The sequence below is a fragment of the Streptomyces sp. NPDC002853 genome, assembly GCF_053591915.1.
Map to the genome: position 1 here is coordinate 294,163 of NZ_JBSFUS010000002.1, position 22,810 is coordinate 316,972.

Here is a 22,810-nt window from a genome sequence, read left to right on the forward strand (position 1 = left end):
CCGCCGAGCGCGTTGCACCAGGCCCATCACGACCCCTGGCGAAACGGCTCGTCGGCCGGTGACTGGTGACCGGTGTGGAAGGTGTCGTAGAAAACCTGAGCGGGTGTCAGGACACGGAGGTCGCCCAGTAAGCAGGACAGCGGCACGGGTCCACGAGTTGGGCCAGCGTCGACTCGGCCGTCATCCCGAATGCGGCGGCAACGAGCTTGGGGTCCATCGTGTTGACCAGGCCGAGGAGACGGGTACTGCGAATCATCCGCGGCGCGAAACCGCACGGGGCAAAAACGTGGGAGAGACAGGAAGTTGAGATCGGACTCCGCCCCCGCCCCCCGTGATATCTCCTCACGGGTGATCCCCGCGAACGTGCCGCCGGACGCCCAGACCAGCTTCATAGCCGCGTACGGAACGAAGGCCAGCGTCCCAGCCCAGGGAGCGAGTTGGGGCGAACCGCCGTTCAGCGGACGGCGCTCGTACGACAGTACCGGCGGACCGGCGGCCGGGCCGGGCAGTGGCCGCGAGCAGGACCGCCCCGACTGCCACCAGGGCCTTGTTCGCATCGGCAGCCTGGCTGTCCACGCCCTGACCGACCATCAGCGTGATCACATCCGTCAGCAGGCTGAACGCGGTGATCCCGGCCATCCCACAGACCACCCAGAGCAGCACTCGTAACGTTGGCCGCAGCCGGTACCGCATCACCGCCCCGCTGGCCAACGTCGCCAGCATGCCCACCGCCACGACCGCCCAACCAAGCCGGAAGACCCCTGCGTCACCGCCGTAGTAATGCAAGGAGGTCCCGCTCAGCGCACGCGCCAGGCCGAAGCCGGCATACAGCACCGCCCACAGCATCGTTGCCCAGGCCACCCAGCGCGGCCACCATTGCCACTAGGCGCTCCAGAGCGCCTTCATCGTCCGTTCAACACTGGTCTTGTTCCGCACGTCGCATCAACCGAGGCAGGGTGGCGTCGATGCGGCGCATCGCGGCAGGATGAGCACGCATGGCGAATGGCGCGGTCACGCCGCCCGGTTGGGGGCGTGACCGCGCCATACCTCAGCGACCTGTCCAGCCGGTCAGGCCTGGACGAAATGCCAGAACTGCATCGGGCTGCCGTGGAACGGCTCGTTGAACAGCTGGGCGCCCGGACGGGACTCGGGCAGGGAGACCACACCGTCCACGAACGGGAACGCGATCCGGTACTGGCCGTCGCCCACCGGCTCGATCGACCAGCGGACCGGGATCGGCTCGGCCGCGATCCTCGGCGGGAAGATCCTGATGACGCTCAGGCCCAGGAAGGCCTCGCCGCTCACCGAGCTTTTGATGACGAACTCGTTGACGCCGTTGGTCGTGGTGACCTTCCACTTCTGGTTGGGCTCCTTGGTCAGCGGGAGACCCACGATCGGGGTGTTCTGCTCAGCGCTGCCGTTGAGCAGATCGATGTAGAGGTCCGTCTCGGGGTTCTTGATCAGGTACTCGCCGTCGGGCAGAACTGCCATGAAATTCTCCAGATGAGGGCGGGTATGCGGATGCCTGTTCCGATCGAGCACCTTCACCCTAAATACCTCTCACTCATCCCGTAACAGGCACTCCCGGTCATCCACTCCTTATGCAACATGGCTGGCAAACAAGGGAAAAAGCAGTTCAATCACGCCATCATGGAGGCAAAGACGACCGAAACGCCGACCCTTGCCCGTCTGCGCGGCAGGCCACCCGTCAAGACGGCGCCCAGCCCCGCGACCCAGCCGTCGGCCACCGGGCTCGGCCACTCGCTGGCCGGAACGCAGCCAGAAGGGGAACCGATACTCGTGAGTCAGCGACGGTCGGTCCTGTAGCGCAGGGCGGTGGCTTGCTTGTTCACGTCGGGCAGGCGCAAAGGCGACCCGAGGCAGGACTCAACTCCGCTACCAGGCGTGTGAGATGACAGAACAAGAAGGCGAGAGGACGGTGCACACGCACTCCCGATACGCAGGCCAATAGTACGACCACCCGGCTACCGCCCGCCCCGCCTGCGCCTACGCCCGCATCCTCGTACACACACCTCAAGGAGAGGAAGATGTCCAATGGTTCACCGTTCCCCCGCTGGGCCATCGGCTTTCGCGCCGCACACTCGCTGCCCAAGCTGGTGACCCCAGCGCCCAGGCCGTCATCCCGTGTACTCCTCTGCACCGGTGAGCGCACCACGCTGAAACTGGAGGTGGGCAATGGGTACGCAGGCTTCTCACACCAGCCACTCAATGGGGGCCAAGCGACGGCCCTGCAGGGATGCAACAATCTCATCCGCGGCACTGCCGCACTACCGGGTCCTGGCCTGATCGAGGTGGACTGCCTGGTCCGCTGGTCAGCCACCGTGCACTAGAGCTTGATGCCCACGTCACTGGGCCTGCCCCGGTTGGCTGTCCAGGGAAACGTGCAGCCATCCGACAACATCACCGACACACTCGCCGACCTGGTCGAGAGCTTGATCAACAAGGGCTACGACAGGAGGCACGAGGCAGGTATGGCACGAACTCCCCGATCGGCCCTACTACTTGGTCACCTGCGACAGCATCCACTCCTGCTTCCGCAGGACGCGCCGTCCCACGCAGCCGAGCTCGAAGGTGGTGTCAATCTGTGAGGGCGTGGACTGTGGTTCTCGACCGTCGGCGCACCGAACGCCTGCCGCCTGCTGCGTCGATGCCTACGCAGAGGGCTCGGGGGTCACGTCGCGCGCTTCGAGCACGTCTGGGCGCCGGGAGAACAGGGCCGCGGGCAGCAGGCCCAGAGCAGCGAGTGCGGCCAGGATCAGCAGGGCTGGCCCCATCGTTGACCCAGTCTCGGTGGTGCCGGCCGCGATGGCGATCCCAAGAGTGGGCCCGATGTTCATGGCGGTCTGCTTGAGCCCGCCCACGACCCCTGCGTACCGCGGTGGCGCGTCGCCGACGGTGGTCCCGGTGGCGGTGACCATCACGGTGGCGAAGCCGGCGCCGATGACGGCGAACACGGTGATCATGACGGTCCAAGGGGTGGTCGGACCGAGCCGGGACAGTCCTGCGATACCGGCCGCAACGAGGACCGTGCCGGTGATCGCGGTACGGCGTGCGCCGAACCGGCGCAGTGCACTGCTCGCTGCCGGCGCGCCGAGGACCATGAGCGCATGCAGCGGGAGAACGTGCAGGGCGGTGTCGAGCGGGTCAAGGCGGAGCGTGTTCTGCAGGAAGAACGTGGCAGTGAACATCGCACCGAACAGGCCGGTGGTGGTGAGCAGCAGAAGCGCCATCGCGGCGGTGACGGTTTTGGACCGCGCCACGGCCGGCGGAACGATGGGATGCCTGGTCCGATGTTCGTGCCGAATGAGGGCCGCTGCGGCACCAGTGGCGGCCGCGAGTTCGAGCAGGGTCGGCGTCGCGGTCCATCCGCGCGCGGGTACGCCGGTCAGGGCATGGACCAGGACGGCAAGTGTGATCGCGAGCAGGGTCGCACCCGTGAGGTTGAGCCGTGCCGTAACGGGCCGTTGAGGGGCGGGTGTTCGTAGGGCGTACACAAGGACAGCGATGAGGATCGTCGCGGGCACGTTGATCCAGAACAGGGCGCGCCAGCCCAGCTGCGCCACGAGCACTCCCCCCAGGAGCGGACCGAGCCCGGCGGCGACCGCGATCGCCGCGGTCCTGATGGCGATGGGTGTACCGAGCCTGTCGGCCGGATACGCCTGCCGAAGCAGCCCGAGCGTCGCGGGCTGCAGGAGCGCACCGAATCCGCCCTGCACCGCACGCAAGACGATCACCTCGTGGATATCCGGCGCGAGCGCGAGCCCGCCGGAGGAGGCTCCGAAACCGATCACGCCAACCACCATCAAGAGCGGATGCCCGTACCTGTCTCCAAGGCGCCCGGCAATGACAAGGAGTGCGGCGACGGCGATCAGATAGGCGGTGCTCGTCCACTGAACCTGAGCGGTACTCGCGCCGAGATCACGCTGCAGGCTGGGCTGCGCCAGGAGCAGGACCGTGCCGTCCAGCGCGACGATCATCGCGCCGGCCGCGCTGGCCACGAGCGGGAGGTGTTGCCCTATGCCTGAGGTCATGAGGTCGCCGGACCGAGATGAGCGTCGAGCACGGCGGTGATCAGCCGGTCGCGTTGGTCATCGTCGGTGGTGCTGCCGAGCGTCGGCCCGAACGCGAGTTGCAGGGTGCCCCAGGCCCACAGTTGGGCCATGCCGTGCAGGTTCGACCACAGGGCAGCGGCCACGACCTGCGGAGTGCTCTGACCCTGCCCGCTCGTGCGGGGCGCGGCTTCCCGTTGATCCTGGCATCGGGCGACGAGTGCCGTGAGGCGCCGGAACAACGGGAGGGACGACTCGCGCAGCGGCGGCTGATGTGACGCCTGCGCCGCACGGTCGAGCAGATCGTGCCGGAACATCAACTCGAACATGCCGCGCTTGTCCAACCCGTAGCCGACATACACGCGCGCGAGGGCCGCCAACTCACCGCGAGGCGTGGTCATCCCCGCAGCCGCTGCCTCGAACCGCACTGCGAGGTCCTCGAAGCCACGCCGGGCAATCGCCGACAGCAACGCATGGTGCGTGGGGAAGTACCGGCGCGGCGCACCGTGTGACACCCCCGCGCGGCGGGCTATCTCCCGCAACCCTACGGACGCGGAGCCCTCGCTGAGCACGAGTTCCACTCCGGCGTCGATCAACCGTTCGCGCAGGGAGTCCTGTTCCGTCATAGACAGTGTCTACCAAAGAGCTGTAGACAGTGTCTACTCCCTGCACCGGCGTCTGATCCGCGAGGCCGGATCACCGGCCACAGCAGCCCCCGGGCAGCCCGCACATCATCTGCGTGCAGGCGGCGTCATCGTTCGCCGGGAGGCGGGGCGTGCAGGCCGCGCCCGTGGTCAGGTCGCCCTGCCTGGCCCTGGACGCACCGCTGTCTTCGACCAGGTCGAGACGTCATCGCCCCACCGCCGCAAGGCACTTGACAGCCTCGGGATGAGGACGCTTGCCAATGCCGTGATTCTCTGACCGCGCTCTCGTATCGGCCATGGCGACTCCCGCTTAAGATCGCACGCCGCGTGTAGGCCCCGGGCCTGGTCCTGTACGCGGCGTTGCGACGTCTCTCGCCCCGCGTGGCGTCGACTGCGTCATCTGTGGTCAACCATTCATCGATCCAGCCCGATATCTCCTGCGGCCCGGGCAGCGGGATCCGAACCGGCTTCTGCTGGAACACCGTCAACCGGGTCCGAGCGAGACTCCAACTGACCGCACCGCCTGGCGCCGGGGATCAGCTGCCGAGGGCACGAGCCCGGGCCAGCGCATCGGCGATGTCCCGGAGCGCCGTCTGGGCATTCTGGCCCCACACATGACCCGCAGCGCGCGATCTGTACCTCCTGAACCGCCGCCGTGAGCATGCTGTTCCCGACCCTGATGTTCCAGGGCCGCGGTCAGCGCGATGGTCGCAAACGGGGGGGCGCAGTTGCGTCAAGTGGGGCCAAGTCCGGTGAACAAGGACTGGGCCACCACATCGGCTCCCTCGGCAGGAGTCAGCTCCGGCATCTCGTGCGAGGCGAGGTTGGTGAGCTGAACGAGGAGGGAGCGGGCCCAGCGGTCCGGAAGGCCAGGGCGGATGAATCCCTCGCGCACCGCGCGGGCCATGAAGGTGTCGAGTTGCTCGATCAGCCGGTGGAGACGGGCAGCCGCTGCTTCGTCCTGCCCCTGCTGCAAGTCCACCGGCCACCGTCTGCTGACGGTGATGATGCCCTCCGCGTATCGGTGCAGGGCCACCGTCACGGGTGCCTCTGCCAGCCGCGCGTCGGCAAGGACCTGCTCGCAGGCGTCGAGCTTGGCCGTGTGGACGGCGGCCATCAGTGCCTCGCGGGTCGTGAAGCGCCGGTAAACGGTGCGTCGGTCAACGCCTGCAGCCGCTGCGATGGCCGCGATGCTCGTACGGGGGTCCTGCGCCAACAGGTGTGCTCCGGTCTGCAGGACCGCGTCCAGGTTGCGCGCTGCGTCAGCTCTCATCGTGACCGGAGCATACGCAGGTACGGGGCCGATGGGTAAATAAATGTCACATGAGTATTGCAAGTCCTCGGCTAACTGCCACATAGTTGTGGCAGTTGATCCGTCCGGTGCATCTGCCGTCGCATCGTCCCCATCCTTCGCCCCGGGAGCCACGCATGAGTCCGGTCCACATGTCCGAGAAGCTGCAAGAGACCCTCGACTCCAGAGTCTTCGTCACGGTGGCAACCCTCCAACCGGACGGCAGCCCGCACCAATCAGTGGTCTGGGTGGGGCGAAACGGTGACGACCTGTTCTTCGTGACCGGCGTCGACAAGATCAAGGTCCGCAATCTGCGGCGCGATCCGCGGCTGAGCGTCACCGTCAATCCGCCCAACGAGCCGTACGGGTACGCGGTGATCAGCGGCACCGCGCGGTTCGAGAGCGCAGGCAGCCGGGAACGAATGGACGAACTGGCCCTCAAATACACCGGCAAGACATACGCCGAGCACCACCCGACGTCCTATGCCGCACTGCCGGAACTGATCACCGTCCACGTCACGGCCGAAAAGCTTGACGCGCGGTTCTTGTGAGCCGAAGGAGAGCGGGCATGAAGACCTACGTCATCACTGGTGGCACGGACGGCATCGGCAAGGCGCTCGCACTGGAGTACCTGGAAAGGGGGCAGGAAGTGGTCGTCGTCGGGCGCAGCGCGGAAAAGGGCAGAGCATGGATCGACGCCGCGCGACAGCGTGATGCGGCCGGACGGGCGCACTTCCTGCGCGCCGACCTGAGCCTGATGGCCGAGACCAGAGCAGTGGCCGACAGGATCCGGTCCTCCTTCGCAAAGATCGACGCTCTGGTCCTGTGCGCCCGGCACTTCCGGACCACCCGCCTGGTCACGGCCGAGGGATTTGAGAACACGTTCGCGCACTTCTACCTGAGCCGCTTCGTACTGAGCTACGCACTGGTTGACCTGCTTGAAACCGCTGACTCTCCCGTCATCCTCAACGTCGCCGGCCCCGGCGGCGAAGGAGCGATCCACTGGGAGGACCTGGAGTTGGCGCTGGAGTACGACGGGCCACGGGCGCTCGCACAAGGCGGCCGGCTCAACGACCTGCTCGGCGTCGGCTTCGCGGCGAGGCGACCGGGGACGAATGTGCGGTACGTACTGCTCAACCCCGGGATGGTCAGCACCAGTTTCTCCGGGCAGTACACCCCGAACGTCATGGCGCAGATCAACGCCATGCGCCAGTCCGCCCAGCCGGTCGAGGAGGCCATAGTGCCGATCCTCGAGGTGCTGGATGCCCCGCCCGCCGCGTTGCTCAGCGCGTTCGTGCAGGGCGAGCCGCTCAGCCCACACGGTCCTGGGTTCGCGGTCGAACAGGCGCGGCGGCTACACGAGCACACCGAGAGGCTGCTGGCTGATCAGCCCTTGAAGGGCTGAGGCGAAGGACCTCAAACCACAGCCGGTCAGCCAGCCCTACCGGTTCGCCGGTGGCCGGGGCCTGAGTGAACTCCACCCAGCCGTGAGCGGCAGGCCCCTCCTGGACATACGCGGCGAGCTTGTCCAGACAGCTCAGTGAAAGACGGCACCGCGATCCGCTCGATCCGCGTCAGGCCAGCGCCGCCGTTCCGCCCTCCCGCCGCAACTGGTGCCACCCATCTGCCGGCTTCTGGCTCCCCCGGAAGCGCTGAGCGACCTCCAGCGGCTTGATCTTCTGCTCGAACAACTCGGCCGTCTGCCGCCGTACGGCCTCTCGGCGCCGGCGCCCCGCGGCGGTCCGCCCGCCCCCGCGCATCTCGCACAACATGACGTCCAGCCCGAGTAGAAGCTCAAGTGCGCACAGCCTTTAGCGGACGGACGCTGCCTGGCCCTTGAGCGTCGGCACGACTCAGGAGGACTCCGGGTCTCCTGGGCGCCTGCCGACTGGTGCGCCGTGCGGGCATGGCGGCACGAGTGTGCTCGTGCCCCGCGACGGCAGGTGCTGTCGCGGGGGTGAGCGGGGCACATCCCTCGGTGCGCGGGTTCGGCAGTGTGCTGAAGCCGCACCGGGAGGATGCCGGCCGCCTGCTCACCGGCGGCGCGAATGCTCATCCCTGGGTGTGGTTCAGCCAACGGGAGATGTCGGTGATGACGGCGGGGTCGACATGCTGCGGGGTTTCGTATTCGGCGGGGGTGGATGCTCCTGTGCCGGGGAAGAACAGGTGGTTGTCGGCTTCGTAGACACGGATATCGACTTCTGGGCGGCCGGCCAGGCCCGTCCGCCATCGCGCCAGGTCGTCGACGACGGTGACTTGGTAGTCGCGTCCTCCTTGGAGGATGAACATCGGCTTGCTGAGTCCGGCCGCGATCGCGACCGGGTCGTAGTCACGCAGTTCGAGCCAGTACGGCGCGGACAGGCCGAACGGCAGATCCGCTGCGGGGGTCGAGGGCGTCAGTTCCGCGCTGTCGACCAGGGCGGCCTGCCGCTGGAAGGTCTCGACGACCGCGGTCGGGACCTGGCCGGGGAGCGTGGCGGCGAGGTAGCTGACGACGCGGACGGCGGCGTGGTGCATCGGCTGCGTGTCACCGGCCATGATCACCAGGCCTGCCACCGCGGGTGCGGCGGCGGCGACGGCGGGGGCGACCTTGCCGCCCATGCTGTGGCCGAGGACGAAGACCCGCTCGGGGTCCACCGTGCGGTGGCTACGGAGCAGGCCGACCGCGTCGACGGCATGCGGCACGTATTCCTGCGTCATCGTCAGATCCGGCGCCGCGGCCGCCTCGGGGTGGGTGTATGTCGCCTTGTCGAAGCGCAGCACCGTGATACCGCGGCTGGCGAGTCCCCAGGCCAGGTCCTTGAGCGGTTTGTTCGGCCCGCTGGTCTCGTCGCGGTCGAAGGGTCCACCACCGGCGAGCAGCACCACGCCGGGGCCGGTCGCCTGCCCGCGGGGGCTGCTCACCGTGCCTGGCACCGTGAACGAGCCGGTGCCGATGGTGACCTCGTGCTCGCTGAAGCGGCCGGGCTCGGCATAAGGCGGTGGCATCCACGCGGGTCCCGGGCCGGTCACGGTCGTTGTCGCATCGTGGTCAGGCATCCCGTCACAACCTTTCTCAAGAAGTGCGAACGGTAACATGACATGAGATCATTGCGGGATGGACGCTTTCGAACTCCTGGCCCACCCGGTGCGGTTGCGCGTGGTCCATGCGATGCGCGGCGGCAGGGAGCTGACCACCGCCGACCTGTGCGCCCGCATCCGGGACGTCTCAAAGGCCACGGTCTACCGGCACGTCGACCTGCTCGCAGCCGGCGGGGTCCTGGAAGTCGCCCTGGAACGACGCGTGCGCGGCGCGGTCGAGCGCCGCTACCGGCTGCGCCGCGACCACGCGGGGATCAACACGGACGCGGCCAACTCACTCTCACCCGACGACCATCGCAGCGCATTCGCCACTGCTCTGGCGGTCCTGACTGCCGAATTCACCGCGTATCTCGACCGCGACACGGCCGACCCGGTAGCCGACCTGGTCGGCTACCGGCAGCATGCCCTCTGGCTCAGCCCCGGGGAACTGCACGAAATGATCGACGGGATGCGGAAGGCGATCGCCCCCCACCTGGCCAACGAGCCGGCACCCGACCGCACGCAGTACCTGATCAGCCCGATCCTCTTCCCCGTCGAAGCACCGCCCCCCGAGACCGGCACCGATCACTCCGCTACGGGCGACCAGAGTCCCGAACCCTGCGACTGAACAAGATTTACCAATGTCCCCGTTGTCCGCGTACACGTGAACGTGCCCAACTGTGTACGGACGAACGTGCTCAGCTGGTGATGTGCTGAGGCCAGTGCCTCACCCGGCGGCACCCGACCCACGAGACGGCACCGATCGGTGATCGGTGCCGTCTCGTGGCCGACTACACCTCGTTGAAGCCGCGCGACGCGTCGTAGATGTCGAGTTCGATGAAGACCACGAAGAAGCTCGTTACGACGTACTGGACCATGACGTGGTCCTCCCAGACCGAGCGGGTCACTGTATCGGTCGTATAGGTGAGATGACTGCCAGCGCCCTCTGGCTCGGCTGCGATCCTGCCGACCAGACGCAGGAACGTTTCTCGATCTTCGGCCGGCATGTAGTCACGGAACCGCGCAACCTGCTCGGTGAACTGCACTCGTCTCTTCATCAAGGCAGGACTCTATGGGCACGGTCAACGCCCTCGCCGGGAATTACGACCGGGCCTGCCAGCCTGCAGGCCGGCTCAGGCAGCTTCCTACAGGATGTCAGAGACAAGGCCAGCCGAGCCCCAGGGTGGTCGGCAGCCGACGCACGTGTACTGAACGCCGTCATGGGCGAGCTCCAACTGAGCTCGCTCATCTGTACTTCGTTGAGCACATTCGCAAGTACGCCGACACCCGTGCCCGACATACCCCCGGGCCCAAGCCGCACGACCACGGCCGGGCAGGCCATTTCGTGAAGGAGGAGAGCGTCATGCTCTTCTTCGTTCCACCGGTCGCGAAGGAAGGACACCAGGGAAGTGCAGAGTTCTACGGTCAGCTTGCTCCACCTCGGTCGGCCTGTTCCTTGGCCCGGGCGAGGCGCTAGGGGGTCGCTACCGGTCTCCGGGGGTGTTCGGTGCCCTTTCGCGGGTCTCAGTCCGGGGGCGGTGCTGGCCACGGAAGCTGGAAGAGGCCGGACTCGGGCTCGGTGAGGATGCCGCGGTGGACCAGGCCTTTCAGTTTGGTTGAGGTGCCTTCGATGTGCCGGGGCTCGGAACCGATGTCCTGGGCGAGACAGAGGTCCGGGGGATGCAGCCCATCCGCGGCCTCCTCGAAGAGTTGAAGGATTCGGCGGTAGACCTCGGACAGCGGAGCCAGGCCGCCGGGAAGGCCGGGGCAATTTCCAGGATGGTCTCCCAAGTGGTCCTCAGTCGCTCCGAAGCCCCCTCAGCAGCCGCCAGTTGAGCGGTGAGCCCCGCGATCTGGGTGCGGAACCGGTCCGCAAGGTCGCGGCCGGCTGCCTCACGGATCTCGATCTGCTCCAGGAACTCCTGCATGCTTGCGCCCGCTCGTTCAGGCCGGTCCGGGGAAGCGGACGGAGGGCGGGTCGCGCCAGGTGGGAGCCGTCATGGCAGTGAGCCGACGGGCATGACGTCGGTCATCGACCAGCGGATGAAGGACACCGAACTGGCGGGCAGGCCCTCGTAGTCGCGGGCCAGCCAGCGGTGCAGCATGGGTAGAACACCCACTACAAGGCGCTAGCAAAGTCGTTGGACGTGGCGGTGTGTGATCAGGCAGACCGCGAGACCAAGGAAGGCTTCGTGGAGGTCGTCGCGTCGTTCCCAGCGGATGCGTAGGCGGCGAAAGCCGTGCAGCCAGGCGATGGTGCGCTCGACGACGTACCAGTAAATGCCCAGGCCGGTGCCGTGCGGCTCGCCTCGTTTCGCGATCACCGGGCGAATCCCGCGCTGCCAGAGCAGACGGCGGTACATGTCGTGGTCGTAACCGCGGTCGGCCAGCAGCGCGTCAGGGCGCCGGCGCGGCCTGCCGACCCCGCCTGCGACGGCCGGGATCTTGTCGAGCAGGGGCAGGAGTTGGGTGACATCGCCCAAGGTTGCCGCCGGTCAGCGTGATGGCGAGCGGGATGCCCTGGCCGTCGGTGATGAGGTGGTGCTTGCTGCCCGGCCGTGCGCGGCCGACCGGGCTGGGCCCGCTTTTGGGCCTCGCCGAGCGTCTTGGACGTGTGAGGAGTCGATCACCGCCCGCGACCAGTCGAGCTGGTTCTTCGAGCGCAGCTTCTCCAGCAGGGCAACGTGGAGTTGGTCCCAGACGCCGGCCTCGTTCCAGGCGGCCAGCCGCCGCCAGCAGGTCATGCCCGAGCCGAAGCGCAATTCCTGGGGCAGGTACTCCCACTGGATGCCTACTTGTAGCACGAACAAGATCCCGCACAGGGCCTGCCGGTCCGGGACCCGAGGTCTGCCCTGCACCAGCTTCGGTGTCGGCTTCGGCAACAACGGCTCGAAGAGCGAACACAGTTCATCCGACACGACCCACGGCCGCGACTGATGCTTCGCCACAACCAGACCAACGAGCGAAGACGCCAACAGTCACACGATCAACAGCTTTTGTTAGTAGTAGTAGGAGGGAGTCTCTTATGGCGTGATCGCTCGCTGAACGGTGTCGGACGGATCCCTTTGAGGTTCCGTTGGTGGTGGTGCTGGCGAGCAGGGATACCCGGGCTCAGCATCCTGAGCCTGACTCCGGTCACGAGCGCACGTACACCGTTGCGGGCATGTCCTCTGCCCGAAACCTGTGTTTCTCAGACCGCTCGGGGGAATAGCTGCTCGATTGCGGTCACCACTGCGGCACGGCGGGCGGCGGTGGTGGGGTCCACGGCGTGTGCGGCGGCGGCCTTGCTGAGTTCGGGTTGCGACGCCCAGGTCATGGCGATCTGGTTGACCAGGGCGAGGACGTCGGCCGGGTCCCAGGCAGGGTCGAGCTGTCCAGCCTGCTGCACCTGGCGGAGCTGGTCGATCTTGCGGGCGATCACTGCCTGGTGGGGATCGTCGGCACCGGCTGTGGTGCCCTGCAGTTCGAGGCGGCCCCAGGTGATCAGGCGGTGATGGTCTGGACGGGCGACGAAGTAGTCGAACAGGCGGCCCGCGTAGCCAGGGAGGTCGGACGGGTCCATCTGGGTGGCCTCGGCAATGACGACATACTCCTGCGCAGCAACAGCGGCATAAAGCGCGTCTTTACTGCGGAAGTAGGCGTAGACACGTTCCTTGCTGGTTTTGGCGAGCTTGGCGATGCGGTCCACGCGGGCGCCGGCGATGCCGTGGCCGGCGAACTCCTCCATGGCAGCGGCAAGGATGCGCTCGCGCGTGGTGTCGCCGCCGGCGGTGGGCGTTGCGGTCTGGCCGGAGCCGCGGGACTGGGGCATAGGCCCAGGATAGAGCACCGAACCGTTCGGTTTGGTAGGCGGGGTGGTCGGCGCGTACAGTCAAACGGAACAGTTCGGTTTGGCCCCTGTGGGCGAACCGACGAAGTACCGAGGGAGTGAACTCATGCAGCACCGCAATCTGGGCTCTCAGGGTCTGCGCGTCTCGGCGCTCGGCCTGGGGACGATGGGCATGTCCATGGCCTACGGCGCCTCGAACGACGACGAGAGCATCGCGACCATCCGCCGCGCCCACGAAGTCGGCATCGACTTCTTCGACACCGCCGAGCTGTATGGCGCCGGTACCGGCAGTAACGAAATCCTCCTGGGCAAGGCAGTCCGCGACTTCCGCGACGAGGTGGTCCTCGCCACCAAGTTCGGCTTCGACATGACGACCCAGCCGCTGGGCTCCGGCTTCAACAGCCGCCCCGAGAACATCCGCAAGGTCGCCGAGAACAGCCTGCGCTACCTGCAGAGCGACCACATCGACCTCTTCTACCAGCACATCTCCGACCCCACCGTTCCGGTCGAGGAGGTCGCGGGCGTGGTCGGCGATCTGATCACCGAAGGCAAGGTGAAGTACTTCGGCCTGAGCAACGTCGGCCCCCAGTACATCCGACGCGCCCACGCCGTCACCCCGCTCTCGGTGCTCCAGTACGAGTACTCGCTCTTCGAGCGGGAGGTGGAGGAGGAGCTCCTTCCCGTCCTGCGGGAGCTCGGCATCGGCCTGGTCCCCTACTCCCCGCTCGGCCGCGGCTTCCTGACCGGGGCGGTCAAGCCCGCGAGTGAATACCCCGCGGACGACATGCGCAGCTGGGACGAGCGCTGGCAGGGCGAGAACTACACCTACAACCTCCGCGCCACCGAACAGCTCAAGGAACTCGCCGCGGCCAAGGGCATCACCACCGCCCAACTCGCCCTGGCCTGGCTCCTCGCCCAGGGTCAGGACATCGTGCCCATCCCCGGCACCCGCAGCGCCAGGCGTCTCGAGGAGAACGCCGGCGCGGACAGCGTCCAGCTCACTGACGCCGACATGGCCCACATCACCGACATCCTCCCCCACGGCTCGGCGGGCAGCCGATACCCGGCCTCGATACTGTCCAGCTTCACCACCGACTGATCCCGCCGACGCCACAACGCCTCCCCACCGTTTATGCGGTGAGGCGCCGGTGGCAGATGAGGGCGGCGGCTATGCCGACGACTGCAAGGAAGTGCTCGGGCTTGCGCACGTGGTGAAACGCGGGCTCGCCCGTCTGTGTGCTGTGCAGTGAGGCGACGCTGACGGTCATGGGGTGGTTCGCGTCGCAATGACGTAGCTCGTCGTGCAGCGCACGCCGGAGGGGCAGCGGGCAACGTGGCAGCAGGACGCGCACCACGGCTTGGGGATCACGTCGAACGCGGGTGAGGTAACGACGTTGGCTGAGTCTGAGCACGCTGTGTGCGGGGGCGAGGCGGTATCAGGCGGAGCCAAATTTCGATGATGCTGCCGCCAGAGCCGGGACGGCCCTGGGCCCCGTGTGTCAGGCCCAGGTCTTTAGCAGCGCGGCCACGTCGCGCACGCCGAGGCGGCCTTCGACGACCCCGACGACCAAGGCGACCACATCCTTGCTGCTGACCTTGACCTTGATGCCGCTGGCGTGGAGGTAGGCGTAGGCCACCTGGGCGGCGAACAGCTCGTTGGAGTGCTCCAGCGCCGGGATCCTGGCCAGGGAGTGCAGGAGAGCCGCGGCGCGGTGGTGCGGGGCGTCGTAGACCAGGGTGCCCATCACCGCACGTTGATGGCGGGCTACCGCGGCGCCATCGCACCGTGATCGGTCACATCGGGATCTCCGGGGACCAGGGTCTGCGCCGCCTCCAGGAGCCACCGCTCATCGATGATGAGGACGAAGGACACGTCAAGCCGCGCGACTGGCGGAACCCGCGCCGAATTCTTCGGCGAACGCTGAGCCGTGCTCGTCGGCGAAGGCCCTGGCGGCCGCGTTGAACCGAGGGCGTGCGAGATCGGCGGTCAGCAGCTACTGGGCGTAGCGGACGGGCTCGACGTGGCCGCCGGCGGCCTGACGTACCAGTTCCGCGTACGTCTCTTCGTCCACCTGCAAGCGGATTTCCTTGGGCATGCCTCAACCGTAGCCGCACTGGCTGTCCGGCAGACAGCGAACGCCGGTGCTATCTCGGTCCCCACCACGGGTGCCGCGTCAGCGTTCCCGCCCGGAGAGCATTTCAGGCCTGCGTTGGGTGTAACGCGACACGGATAGTCACGATCCGCCCGATCTCTAATCACCGTCACGAGACAGGTGGAAGGCACGCGGGTGTGACGTGGATGTTACCCGAGCCGATACTCGCCGAGCCTGTGGCGAACCCTGTGCTACGCCCCGGGTGGGCCGCCGAGCCCAAGTGGGACGCGCTCCGGGCAAATGTTTGTGTCGATGGCGGCCGCGTGGTGTTGCGCTCCAGGCGTGTTCTTCCATTGCGGCGGCGTTCCCGGCAGCAGCCCGGCCGGGGCCGGGCTGCTGCCGGGTGCAACGGCACTGGACGGTGTTATGTGACCTGCACGGGTGTCTCAGGCTCAGGGTGTCCCAGGCTCAGGGTGTCTCAGGCGGCGCACCTCCCGTAGACGAGACGCCTTCGCCGCCGATGGGTTGGGGAGCCGAAGCAGGAAATAGGGCCGCGCGGTCGTCGGCGCGGCACAGATAACCTGCGCCAATGAAGCGGATTCAGCGGGCCGCCGGCGTGATCGTCGGCTCAGCGGTGGGTGACGCCCTGGGTGGCCCCTTCGAGTTCGGTCCCCAGGGAGCGTTCTCCGCGCGGTTTCCCGCGCCCGGTGCCGGTGGCGAGATGCGCGGAGGCGGTGGCTGGGATCCCGGCGAGGCGACCGACGACACGCAGATGGCCGTCCTGGTGGCGGAGTCGCTGCTGGAGCAGGGCGGACTGGATCTGCCGGACACCTTCGCCCGCTTTCAGCGGTGGGCGGCATCAGAACCCAAGGACATCGGCTTGCAGACCGAAGACGTCCTGACCAACGGCATGCCCTGGGACCTCGCCGCCGCGATCCACTTCCAGGTCAACCAACGAGCAGCCGGAAACGGCTCCTTGATGCGCGCCTCGACCTCCGCGGTCCACTTCGCACCCGCCGGCCAAGAAGCCACCATGGACGCGGCCCGCCGCATCGCTGCCCTCACCCACGGCGACCGCGCGGCCTGGGAAGGCACCGCGATCTTCCACGAACTCATCCGCGTCACGTTCGAGGACACCGACCCCCTCGCCGCGCTCCCGGACATCCTGGCTCATGTCCACCCCGACCACCGCGGCCGCTACGCCACCGTCCTCGCGCCCAACTGGCACCCCGATCAGGCGACCGAGTTCAACGGCGCCGTCTGGCCCTGCCTGGGCTCCGCCGTCTGGGCCCTGCGCACCACCACCAGCTTCGAAGACGCGATACGCGCGGCGATCGACCTCGGCGGCGACACGGACACCGTCGCCGCGGTGACCGGAGGCCTCGCGGGGGCCTACTACGGGCTGGATGCGATCCCCGCCCACTGGACCCAGCCGCTCCACGTTCCCCTCCCAGGATTCGACGGAAGAGTGCTGTACCTGGCAGATCTGCTCCACCTTGCACACCGCCTCGGAGGCTGAACTAGGTGCTGCTCCGCGCTCTCCACGAACTCCGGCCCTCAGCCGCAGTCACCCTCCCAGTGGCTCCGCAAGGAGCACGACTCGATCTACTTCGACATCGAATCCGAGCACCGGACGACCAGGGGCACCCTCCGGATGCATCAGCACCGGCTTACCCAACCGCCGCCCAATCTCCCGCAAGAAGCCGCAGAACACATCAAGTCGCCTCCTGCCCTTGCAACTCGCGCAGATCAACGTCGAAATCGATCTCCTCGTCTGAGTAGAGGCGGAAGATCGCCAGCACATCAACTCTCAGCCAGACACGCAGGCTCGGGCACTCAGTATCCGCTGGTCGAGACAGTGCAGCCTCCGCCCGAGGCACGGGAAGCACCCTCTCCCCTTCGGAAGAGCGTGTCGGGTACGGCGGCGCTCCTAAATTTGGACCGGGTCGGCGTAGCTGAAATGGACGCGCAGCATGTCGTTGGCGCTTCCCGCTGAGCGCGAGGGGCGGGGACACCGCAGCGCGAGGGATCAGGAGGCGATAACCGTGTCCTCAATGCGTGCGTACGGGGACCGGCCAGAGGCAGCTAGCAGGTGCCCCTGGCCGGAGCGAGAGCGCGATGGTTCACTTCGGGCAGAGAACCGGAGCGGACACGGTCAGTTGCAGGCGTGGCCCCATCCCATTTCGGGGCGCCAGGTCTTGGAGCTCGCGGTCCCGCCCTGCTTCTTCCAGGTGAACTTGGCCTGTACCTGGAAACTGTTCGTCGGCCACCTGCACGGGTTGACCGATGAGGTGCTTGCCAGGTCTTGGGTGTTGTGCCAGCCGTCGTCGTCCTTGGCGGACTTCACCGTCAGCGTCCTGGTGCCGTTGAAGCGCAGGAGCTTCACGTCATTGACCTTGACCGTGTAGTTGCCACCGCCGGCGATGTCGGTGATCTTCGCCCGTGCCCGGTAGGTGTCGGCCTCGTCGTCCCACCATACGGTCGCGCAGCGCTTGACCTGCTTGCCGTAGCACTCCCAGGTGCTGTCCGCGGACGCCATGGACGGTGTGAAGACGATCGATGCGCCCACCGCTGCGACGGTGAGCCCACCAGCCGTACCGATCCGGCCGAGTTGCTTGAGCCTCATGAGGTTCCCTTCCAATGTCCCGCGGCCGTCGGACGGCCGCCAGGTCTTAAGCGCTGGTGACGGGAACGCTAGCCAGGAATCCGGGGTGAACCGTGAGGCGTGCGGTGCTGTTGCGCAGCCGTGACAACGTCCGGATTCGGCTGCCGCCGCCAGCCGACCGAGCCCCAGATCTTCCAGGGCGCGTGCGACCGTCGGCCAGGAGGTGACGTCTGGGCAGTACCCGGTGCGGTGGTTGGTGTTCACTCTCAGCCCACCGGGCTGCCTTGCGAACGAAGCTGAGGTCGGCGGCGTGGTTTGCGCGCCCCGCGTTTGGGTTCGGGCGCGGGGACGCAGCCTTCTGGGATGGCGCGTAGAAGGAGAAGGCCTGCAGCGTTGCGACACCTCGTGCGGGACGTGTCGCCGCCTGCGGGGCGGGGCTCTGGGGTGCGAAAGCCCGGCCGGGCCTGGGTGCTTGGCGTCGGTGCGGCAGTCGTGGGCGTGTTGCTCGTCGCGCTGATCGTCGTCGTGGCGCCGCACCATCTCCTGGCCGGGGACACTGCCGGCGTGCGCCCGGGTTCCGGACCGCGCGAAGGCGATCAACGACATTCGGACCACGCTGCTGCAGGGGCTGGCCGGGGTGGCATGGCTTGTTGGGGCCTTCTTCACCTGGCGGCAGTTGCAGGTGACGCGGTACGGACAGCTCAGCGAGCGATTTACCGCGGCGGTGGAGCAGTTGGGCAGCCCCAGCGTGGAGGTGCGCATCGGAGCGGTCTTCGCTCTGGACAGGGTCGCCGTCGACTCCCGGGACGATCGCGGGGCTGTCGCCGAGGCCGGCATCTGGACGTCCAGCAGATGAACGTGAAATCGTCCGTGAGCATTGCTTTGAGCAACAACCAGCCACCCACCGGCCGATCAGCTGATCCGACGTTCATTTCGAGAGCTGGTCAGCGTGGCCGCCCTGTACAGCGCTGCGGCGTTCCTGTTCGCGCTTGGAGTAGGCGGCTGCCCGGATCGCCTCGTCGCTCTCCAGGCCCGATCCCAGCGCGCCGCCCACCGTGGCGACCGAAGCGACGAACCAGGACAACGTCCAGTACTCCGTGGCGTGCAGCGGAGTTCGCGTCAGGGAAGCGAAGACTTGGCCGTTGAGGATGAAGAGCGCCCATACCAAGTTGATGACCATCAGACCCACGTAGCAGACGAGCACCCCGATGCCCACGGTCACGACGGTCGAGGCGTTGTAGAGAACGGCTCTCTTTCTCGCTTCCGGTGAGACCTCTGCTGATCGATGCCACAGCTGCGCGTCCACGATCAGCCAGCCGATCATGAGCGTGACGGACCCGACCGTGGCGATCACGAGGCGTGGCGTACTCAGGGACGCGGCCAGGTTCCAGGTGGTGGAGTTCACGGTGGCGACGGCACCTGTGGCCAGTGCGGCGGCCAGGGCTTTCGACAGACCCGGAACCAGCCGCCACGGCCGGTTGGCGCGGACCATCCCGCTGAGCACCCTGAGGTAACCGCGCGGCCCGCCGGCGACGTAGCGCAGATCTGCTGTCTCCTCCTCACCGACCGGGCCTGGATGGACACGGGCGAGAGGATCGGCGAAAGACCCCGGCGGCGGTTGACTTCGCGGCGTCCCCTCGGGCCCGGTGGCCCGCGGGCCTGCCAAGCTGAGCACAGCTTCCTCCACGGCCCGCCTGGCTCTTTTCTGTAGCCGAACGCCCCCCAGCGAAGGAAGGGACAGCAGTGCCAAGCCGTGTTCGTGTCTCAGATCCGCGACGAGCTTGCGCCCGTGCGAGTGCAACGGAAGGTCGGTGAGGGCCACGACGATGTCCCAGTTCTCCGCACCAGCCCGGTGCCTGATCCGGCGCATCAAGGTGAGCGGGTCCTCGGTCCCTGCAGTGAAGGGCTCACTGACCACCTCAACATCGAACCGGCGTCCCTCGCCCGACTTGTCGGCGAGCCGGTCAGGAAGTGTCCGGGCCATGCGCTGCGCGATCTCCGTCGGCGCGTCCGGATCCGCCAGGAGAGCCACGACCGTAACGCCCTTGGACGGGCCCCGCATGGTTCCCTCCCGTCGCCTGCCCCCGCGATGCACGTGTGTGCCAGCATGATGCCCCCGCGGTGGCGCCGGCGCCCGTCTGCCACGCTGGCCCGCCAGCAGGTACAGGCGTATGGCGGATCTCCCCGACTCCCCCTTTTATCCAACAGAACGGCCTAGCCGACAGGCCCACGGCGCCAGCGCGATCGTAGGTCGCGAGCGCGCCGACATAGGCCCTGGCGGCTGCAGGCCAGAGGGTCGAAGACGGGTACGCACCGCTACTCCCCGGACTTGACCGTCGGCCGGCCCAGACCCGCATACATGACCGCTCATGGCGCTCGTGCCCTACGGCCTTCCTTGCGGCCATCTCAACCTCGTGCCGCGGCCAACGAGTCACTTGCGCGGGCCAGCCCCGCCACCGCGGCTCACCGATCGCCGCCGAAGTGGTTGCGGAACTCCTCACGGCAGTCGTCCTCGGTGCCGACCCGCACTCGCGAGAAACCCAACACTCCGTCTTCCTCACCTTCTTCCTCAGCCCTGGCCAACTTCTTCTCCATGTCCGCGATGTACTTTGCGCACTCGGTAGTGACGGGTGTCCCGGACGGCGGGCCCGGCGCCGAGAAAGCATGCAGTACAGCGGTAACAGCCAGGCCCACCGCGCACAGCACCACCCACACGGCAACCCACATACGGCGACTCATCAATATCGGCCCAGGCATCCCGGCATCCTACGAGCACCACGCCCACAGCGTCCTGACGCAGGGGAAGAGTTCTTCACCGCGGCTGATGCCGACCGCCATCGGCCAGGGCGTCGCCCCCTCAGTTGCGCGGCCGATCCGGCGCGGGCGCCAACAGTTGGTCAAGGCCGATTCCTTGTGGTGACCAGCCCCGCGCGCCTCACTCGGCAACGCACCAACCGCCATGGCACCTGCACCGGCGCGGATATCGAGGATCCAGCAATCGTGGAACAGGAGGCACCTCAAGTACGCCGCGGGCGCCGTCACACTGACCTGCGGCGATGCCGTTGACCCTGCCAGAGCGACTCTCTCGCGCACGCCCACCCTTGGCGCATGGATATCTTTACGAGCTGACGTACTGCTCGGAGTATTCCGCGGTGGGAGCGATGGGTGTGATCACGTCGATCAGGACGCCATTGGGATCGGCCACGATGAAGTGCCTTTGCCCGAAGTCCTCGCTGCGCAGTTCAAGGACGGGGTGCAGCCCTTCGCTGGTGACGAGCCGTTCCCATTCCGCGTCCACGTCCTCCACTTCGAAGTTGAGCAGCAGGCCCTGTACAGGGACCCGCTGCCCCTGGGGAACCGTCGGATGGCTGTGGTCGAGGAGAGCGAGCTCGTATCCGGGATCTCCGGGCTGGCGCAGGCTGATGTACCAGTCGGCTTCGAACGTCGTCTCGAACCCCAGCAGTCGGGTGTAGAAGTCGCGGGACTCTCGCAGCTTCGCTGTGCCGATCACGGGATAGAAGCTGGTCAGTTTCATGCCTGAACCCTTTCGCATACCATCAGTACGCGAATCACGCTATTCGCATACCATCGGTATGTCAATGAGGAGTGCGATGCAACAGCACGGCATCCGGGCACAGCAGCGGGAGCAGACCAGGCAGTCGCTGCTGCGGGAGAGCAGGCGCCTGTTCTCAGGCAGCGGCTACGGCGCGGTGGGCCTGGCGGAAATCGTCCAGGCGGCTGGGGTGACCAAGGGTGCGCTCTACCACCACTTCACCGGCAAGGCGGACCTCTTCCGCGCCGTCCTGGAGGAGATGCAGCAGGAAGTGGGCCGACGCGTGGCTGCGGCCGCTGACGCCCACGATGATCCCTGGACCCAACTGACCGTCGGCTGCCAGGAGTTCCTCATTGCGACCACCGATCCGGACATCCAGCGCGTGATGCTCGTGGACGGGCCTGCCGTACTGGGATGGAGCCAATGGCGGGCGATGGACGAAGCCGCCTCGGCTCACCACCTCGCCGACGCGTTGTCCTCCCTCATCGACGCAAAAATCATCACGCCGCAACCGGTCGCACCACTGGTTCACCTGCTGTCAGGGGCAATGAACGAGGCCGCCTTGTGGCTCGCATCCTCCTCCAACCCCGAAGACCTGGACCACACCAAAACCGCGCTCACGCAACTGCTGCAGGCATTGCGCGCATCCTGACTTGACGACCACAACACAGGGCGCGCAAACACTCCGTTAGCGACCCCCCACACGAACACCGCACGACCAGTGCTCAAGTCAACAGCGGGACTAGGGAGTCTCTTTGAACCGTCCGTGAGATCGTCGTGCTCGTGATCGAGTCCTGGATGATCAATGACGACAGCTCTGAGCCGGTGCCGTCCGAGACAATGCTGGAGGCTCGTCAGTCGAGGATCGACCGCGGGCAGCTTGAGACGTGCCAGGCCCGTGCCAGGCTCGCAGAGGGTGGCACGGGCCTGGCCGGCGCGTTGCGGTGGCGTCCTATCCGGCCGAGATCCCGTTTGGCGGACACGGTTGTGGTTTCACTCTGTCGGACGTCCCTCACTCCTGTGACCTGTGTGTTTGCGGCCGTCGGCACCTGAACACCCATCCCTGCCAGCAGGGGAGGATCTGCGTTGAGCGGCTGAGGCCGTTTATGTCGGGGCAACAGCGGTTTCGTTGACGGCGCGTTGGTGCCGCGGCCGCCCGTGTGGAGGAAGTCCTGATGCGTTCGCTGAAGATAGCCACCGGCACCTTCCTGGCCAGTACCGCGCTTTTGGTTGTCGCGCCGCCGGTCCTGGCCGCCCCGATGGCTCCCTCGTCGTGCGAGGAGGCCCAGTCGCTGGCCACAGAGGCCGAGGCGGACTACGAAGCCGCGAAGAAGCAGTACGAGGGCGGCGACACCTCGCTCAAGCAGCAGGTCGCCGAAGCCGAACAAAATGCCAACTCGCTGGCGTCCCAGGCCCAGCGCATCTGCGGCGACACGGTCATGAACCCCACCGCGCCCGCCTCGAAGAAGCCCAGCGGCGCCATGCGCACGGGTGCCGGATCCAGCAGCTCCGACCCCTCCAGCATCCCCGCTCTGGCCGCCGCGGGCGGCCTCGCGGTCGTCTCCGCCGCCGGTTTCGTCGCGCTGCGTGGCCGCATCCGCAGCCGCCAGAGCTGATCACCCCGGATCACCCCTGGGATCCATGTGCACCGGCCGCTTTCCGGCC

At 67.2% G+C, this 22,810-nt stretch carries 25 protein-coding genes and 3 pseudogenes; 8 read left to right on the forward strand and 20 right to left on the reverse strand.

The annotated features are described in order from the left end of the window. Positions 1–106: 106 nt before the first annotated feature. From ACWD02_RS05810 to ACWD02_RS05835, 6 genes are all read right to left on the reverse strand, one after another. The gene (locus tag ACWD02_RS05810; RefSeq protein ID WP_451204859.1) at positions 107–256 is read right to left on the reverse strand and encodes a hypothetical protein; all 150 of its coding nucleotides are present in this window, start codon (positions 254–256) and stop codon (positions 107–109) included. Positions 257–342: 86 nt separating this feature from the next. Continuing rightward, positions 343–861 (reverse strand): hypothetical protein, encoded by a 519-nt coding sequence (locus ACWD02_RS05815; RefSeq protein ID WP_451204861.1) that lies wholly within the window; start codon positions 859–861, stop codon positions 343–345. Positions 862–1,068: 207 nt separating this feature from the next. Then, positions 1,069–1,491 carry an RICIN domain-containing protein gene (locus ACWD02_RS05820; RefSeq protein WP_451204863.1) on the reverse strand — a complete coding sequence of 141 codons (423 nt, stop codon included), beginning with the start codon at positions 1,489–1,491 and terminating at the stop codon, positions 1,069–1,071. Between the two features lie 1,181 nt (positions 1,492–2,672). Then, on the reverse strand, positions 2,673–4,052 hold the full coding sequence (locus ACWD02_RS05825) for an MFS transporter (protein WP_451204865.1): 1,380 nt from the start codon (positions 4,050–4,052) through the stop codon (positions 2,673–2,675). Continuing rightward, entirely contained in the window at positions 4,049–4,696 is a 648-nt protein-coding gene (locus tag ACWD02_RS05830; RefSeq protein ID WP_451204867.1) for a TetR/AcrR family transcriptional regulator, read from the reverse strand. The genes ACWD02_RS05825 and ACWD02_RS05830 overlap by 4 nt, the downstream gene beginning before the upstream one ends. 751 nt (positions 4,697–5,447) lie before the next feature. Beyond that, entirely contained in the window at positions 5,448–5,987 is a 540-nt protein-coding gene (locus tag ACWD02_RS05835) for a TetR/AcrR family transcriptional regulator (RefSeq protein ID WP_451204869.1), read from the reverse strand. Between the two features lie 170 nt (positions 5,988–6,157). On the opposite strand from ACWD02_RS05835, the gene ACWD02_RS05840 reads away from it, so the two are divergent. Both ACWD02_RS05840 and ACWD02_RS05845 read left to right on the forward strand, forming a co-directional pair. Then, positions 6,158–6,556: a PPOX class F420-dependent oxidoreductase gene (locus ACWD02_RS05840; protein WP_451204871.1), complete on the forward strand. Its 399-nt coding sequence runs from the start codon at positions 6,158–6,160 to the stop codon at positions 6,554–6,556. Between the two features lie 17 nt (positions 6,557–6,573). Further along, positions 6,574–7,410 carry an SDR family NAD(P)-dependent oxidoreductase gene (locus ACWD02_RS05845; protein ID WP_451204873.1) on the forward strand — a complete coding sequence of 279 codons (837 nt, stop codon included), beginning with the start codon at positions 6,574–6,576 and terminating at the stop codon, positions 7,408–7,410. A gap of 70 nt (positions 7,411–7,480) precedes the next feature. Here ACWD02_RS05845 and ACWD02_RS05850 read toward each other — a convergent pair. Beyond that, positions 7,481–7,765: pseudogene (locus tag ACWD02_RS05850) on the reverse strand (IS630 family transposase); the annotation flags it as partial. 292 nt (positions 7,766–8,057) lie between these two features. Beyond that, the gene (locus ACWD02_RS05855; protein WP_451204875.1) at positions 8,058–8,993 is read right to left on the reverse strand and encodes an alpha/beta hydrolase family protein; all 936 of its coding nucleotides are present in this window, start codon (positions 8,991–8,993) and stop codon (positions 8,058–8,060) included. 109 nt (positions 8,994–9,102) lie between these two features. On the opposite strand from ACWD02_RS05855, the gene ACWD02_RS05860 reads away from it, so the two are divergent. Beyond that, positions 9,103–9,693, forward strand: a complete 591-nt coding sequence (locus ACWD02_RS05860) for a helix-turn-helix domain-containing protein (protein WP_451204877.1) — start codon at positions 9,103–9,105, stop codon at positions 9,691–9,693. Between the two features lie 163 nt (positions 9,694–9,856). Here ACWD02_RS05860 and ACWD02_RS05865 read toward each other — a convergent pair whose 3' ends face one another. From ACWD02_RS05865 to ACWD02_RS05885, 5 genes and pseudogenes are all read right to left on the reverse strand, one after another. Beyond that, on the reverse strand, positions 9,857–10,111 hold the full coding sequence (locus ACWD02_RS05865; protein WP_451204879.1) for a hypothetical protein: 255 nt from the start codon (positions 10,109–10,111) through the stop codon (positions 9,857–9,859). A gap of 478 nt (positions 10,112–10,589) precedes the next feature. Continuing rightward, entirely contained in the window at positions 10,590–10,856 is a 267-nt protein-coding gene (locus ACWD02_RS05870; RefSeq protein ID WP_451204881.1) for a hypothetical protein, read from the reverse strand. Positions 10,857–11,062: 206 nt separating this feature from the next. Next, positions 11,063–11,185 carry a hypothetical protein gene (locus ACWD02_RS05875; protein ID WP_451204883.1) on the reverse strand — a complete coding sequence of 41 codons (123 nt, stop codon included), beginning with the start codon at positions 11,183–11,185 and terminating at the stop codon, positions 11,063–11,065. A 9-nt stretch (positions 11,186–11,194) separates the two neighbouring features. Beyond that, a pseudogene (locus ACWD02_RS05880) lies at positions 11,195–12,013 on the reverse strand (IS5 family transposase). Positions 12,014–12,255: 242 nt separating this feature from the next. Beyond that, a complete protein-coding gene (locus tag ACWD02_RS05885; RefSeq protein ID WP_451204885.1) occupies positions 12,256–12,876 on the reverse strand; it encodes a TetR family transcriptional regulator in 621 nt (206 codons plus the stop codon). Between the two features lie 124 nt (positions 12,877–13,000). Between ACWD02_RS05885 and ACWD02_RS05890 the strand changes: the two genes are divergently transcribed. Further along, entirely contained in the window at positions 13,001–13,993 is a 993-nt protein-coding gene (locus ACWD02_RS05890) for an aldo/keto reductase (protein WP_451204887.1), read from the forward strand. A 31-nt stretch (positions 13,994–14,024) separates the two neighbouring features. Here the strand turns inward: ACWD02_RS05890 and ACWD02_RS05895 are convergent, their stop codons facing one another. Together ACWD02_RS05895 and ACWD02_RS05900 are read right to left on the reverse strand one after the other, a co-directional pair. Further along, on the reverse strand, positions 14,025–14,162 hold the full coding sequence (locus tag ACWD02_RS05895) for a hypothetical protein (RefSeq protein WP_451204889.1): 138 nt from the start codon (positions 14,160–14,162) through the stop codon (positions 14,025–14,027). A gap of 231 nt (positions 14,163–14,393) precedes the next feature. Further along, positions 14,394–14,639 (reverse strand): fic family toxin-antitoxin system, toxin component, encoded by a 246-nt coding sequence (locus tag ACWD02_RS05900; protein ID WP_451204891.1) that lies wholly within the window; start codon positions 14,637–14,639, stop codon positions 14,394–14,396. A 937-nt stretch (positions 14,640–15,576) separates the two neighbouring features. Here ACWD02_RS05900 and ACWD02_RS05905 point away from each other — a divergent pair. Continuing rightward, positions 15,577–16,506: an ADP-ribosylglycohydrolase family protein gene (locus tag ACWD02_RS05905; RefSeq protein ID WP_451204893.1), complete on the forward strand. Its 930-nt coding sequence runs from the start codon at positions 15,577–15,579 to the stop codon at positions 16,504–16,506. Between the two features lie 48 nt (positions 16,507–16,554). On the opposite strand, the pseudogene ACWD02_RS05910 reads toward ACWD02_RS05905, so the two are convergent. Beyond that, positions 16,555–16,891 (reverse strand): annotated as a pseudogene (locus ACWD02_RS05910) (hypothetical protein); the annotation flags it as partial. A gap of 251 nt (positions 16,892–17,142) precedes the next feature. Further along, complete coding sequence (locus ACWD02_RS05915; RefSeq protein ID WP_451204895.1) at positions 17,143–17,613, reverse strand: hypothetical protein; 471 nt, start codon at positions 17,611–17,613, stop codon at positions 17,143–17,145. 616 nt (positions 17,614–18,229) lie between these two features. Here ACWD02_RS05915 and ACWD02_RS05920 point away from each other — a divergent pair. Beyond that, complete coding sequence (locus tag ACWD02_RS05920) at positions 18,230–18,448, forward strand: hypothetical protein (protein ID WP_451204897.1); 219 nt, start codon at positions 18,230–18,232, stop codon at positions 18,446–18,448. A 72-nt stretch (positions 18,449–18,520) separates the two neighbouring features. On the opposite strand, the gene ACWD02_RS05925 is transcribed toward ACWD02_RS05920, so the two are convergent. From ACWD02_RS05925 to ACWD02_RS05935, 3 genes are all read right to left on the reverse strand, one after another. Further along, a complete protein-coding gene (locus ACWD02_RS05925; protein ID WP_451204899.1) occupies positions 18,521–19,654 on the reverse strand; it encodes a hypothetical protein in 1,134 nt (377 codons plus the stop codon). A 401-nt stretch (positions 19,655–20,055) separates the two neighbouring features. Then, a complete protein-coding gene (locus ACWD02_RS05930) occupies positions 20,056–20,187 on the reverse strand; it encodes a hypothetical protein (RefSeq protein WP_451204901.1) in 132 nt (43 codons plus the stop codon). A 523-nt stretch (positions 20,188–20,710) separates the two neighbouring features. Beyond that, a complete protein-coding gene (locus ACWD02_RS05935; RefSeq protein ID WP_451204903.1) occupies positions 20,711–21,127 on the reverse strand; it encodes a VOC family protein in 417 nt (138 codons plus the stop codon). Between the two features lie 76 nt (positions 21,128–21,203). On the opposite strand from ACWD02_RS05935, the gene ACWD02_RS05940 reads away from it, so the two are divergent. Together ACWD02_RS05940 and ACWD02_RS05945 are read left to right on the forward strand one after the other, a co-directional pair. Continuing rightward, positions 21,204–21,797, forward strand: coding sequence for a TetR/AcrR family transcriptional regulator (locus ACWD02_RS05940; RefSeq protein WP_451204905.1), 594 nt, complete (start codon positions 21,204–21,206; stop codon positions 21,795–21,797). Between the two features lie 523 nt (positions 21,798–22,320). Next, positions 22,321–22,761 (forward strand): hypothetical protein, encoded by a 441-nt coding sequence (locus ACWD02_RS05945; protein ID WP_451204907.1) that lies wholly within the window; start codon positions 22,321–22,323, stop codon positions 22,759–22,761. Positions 22,762–22,810: the final 49 nt, after the last annotated feature.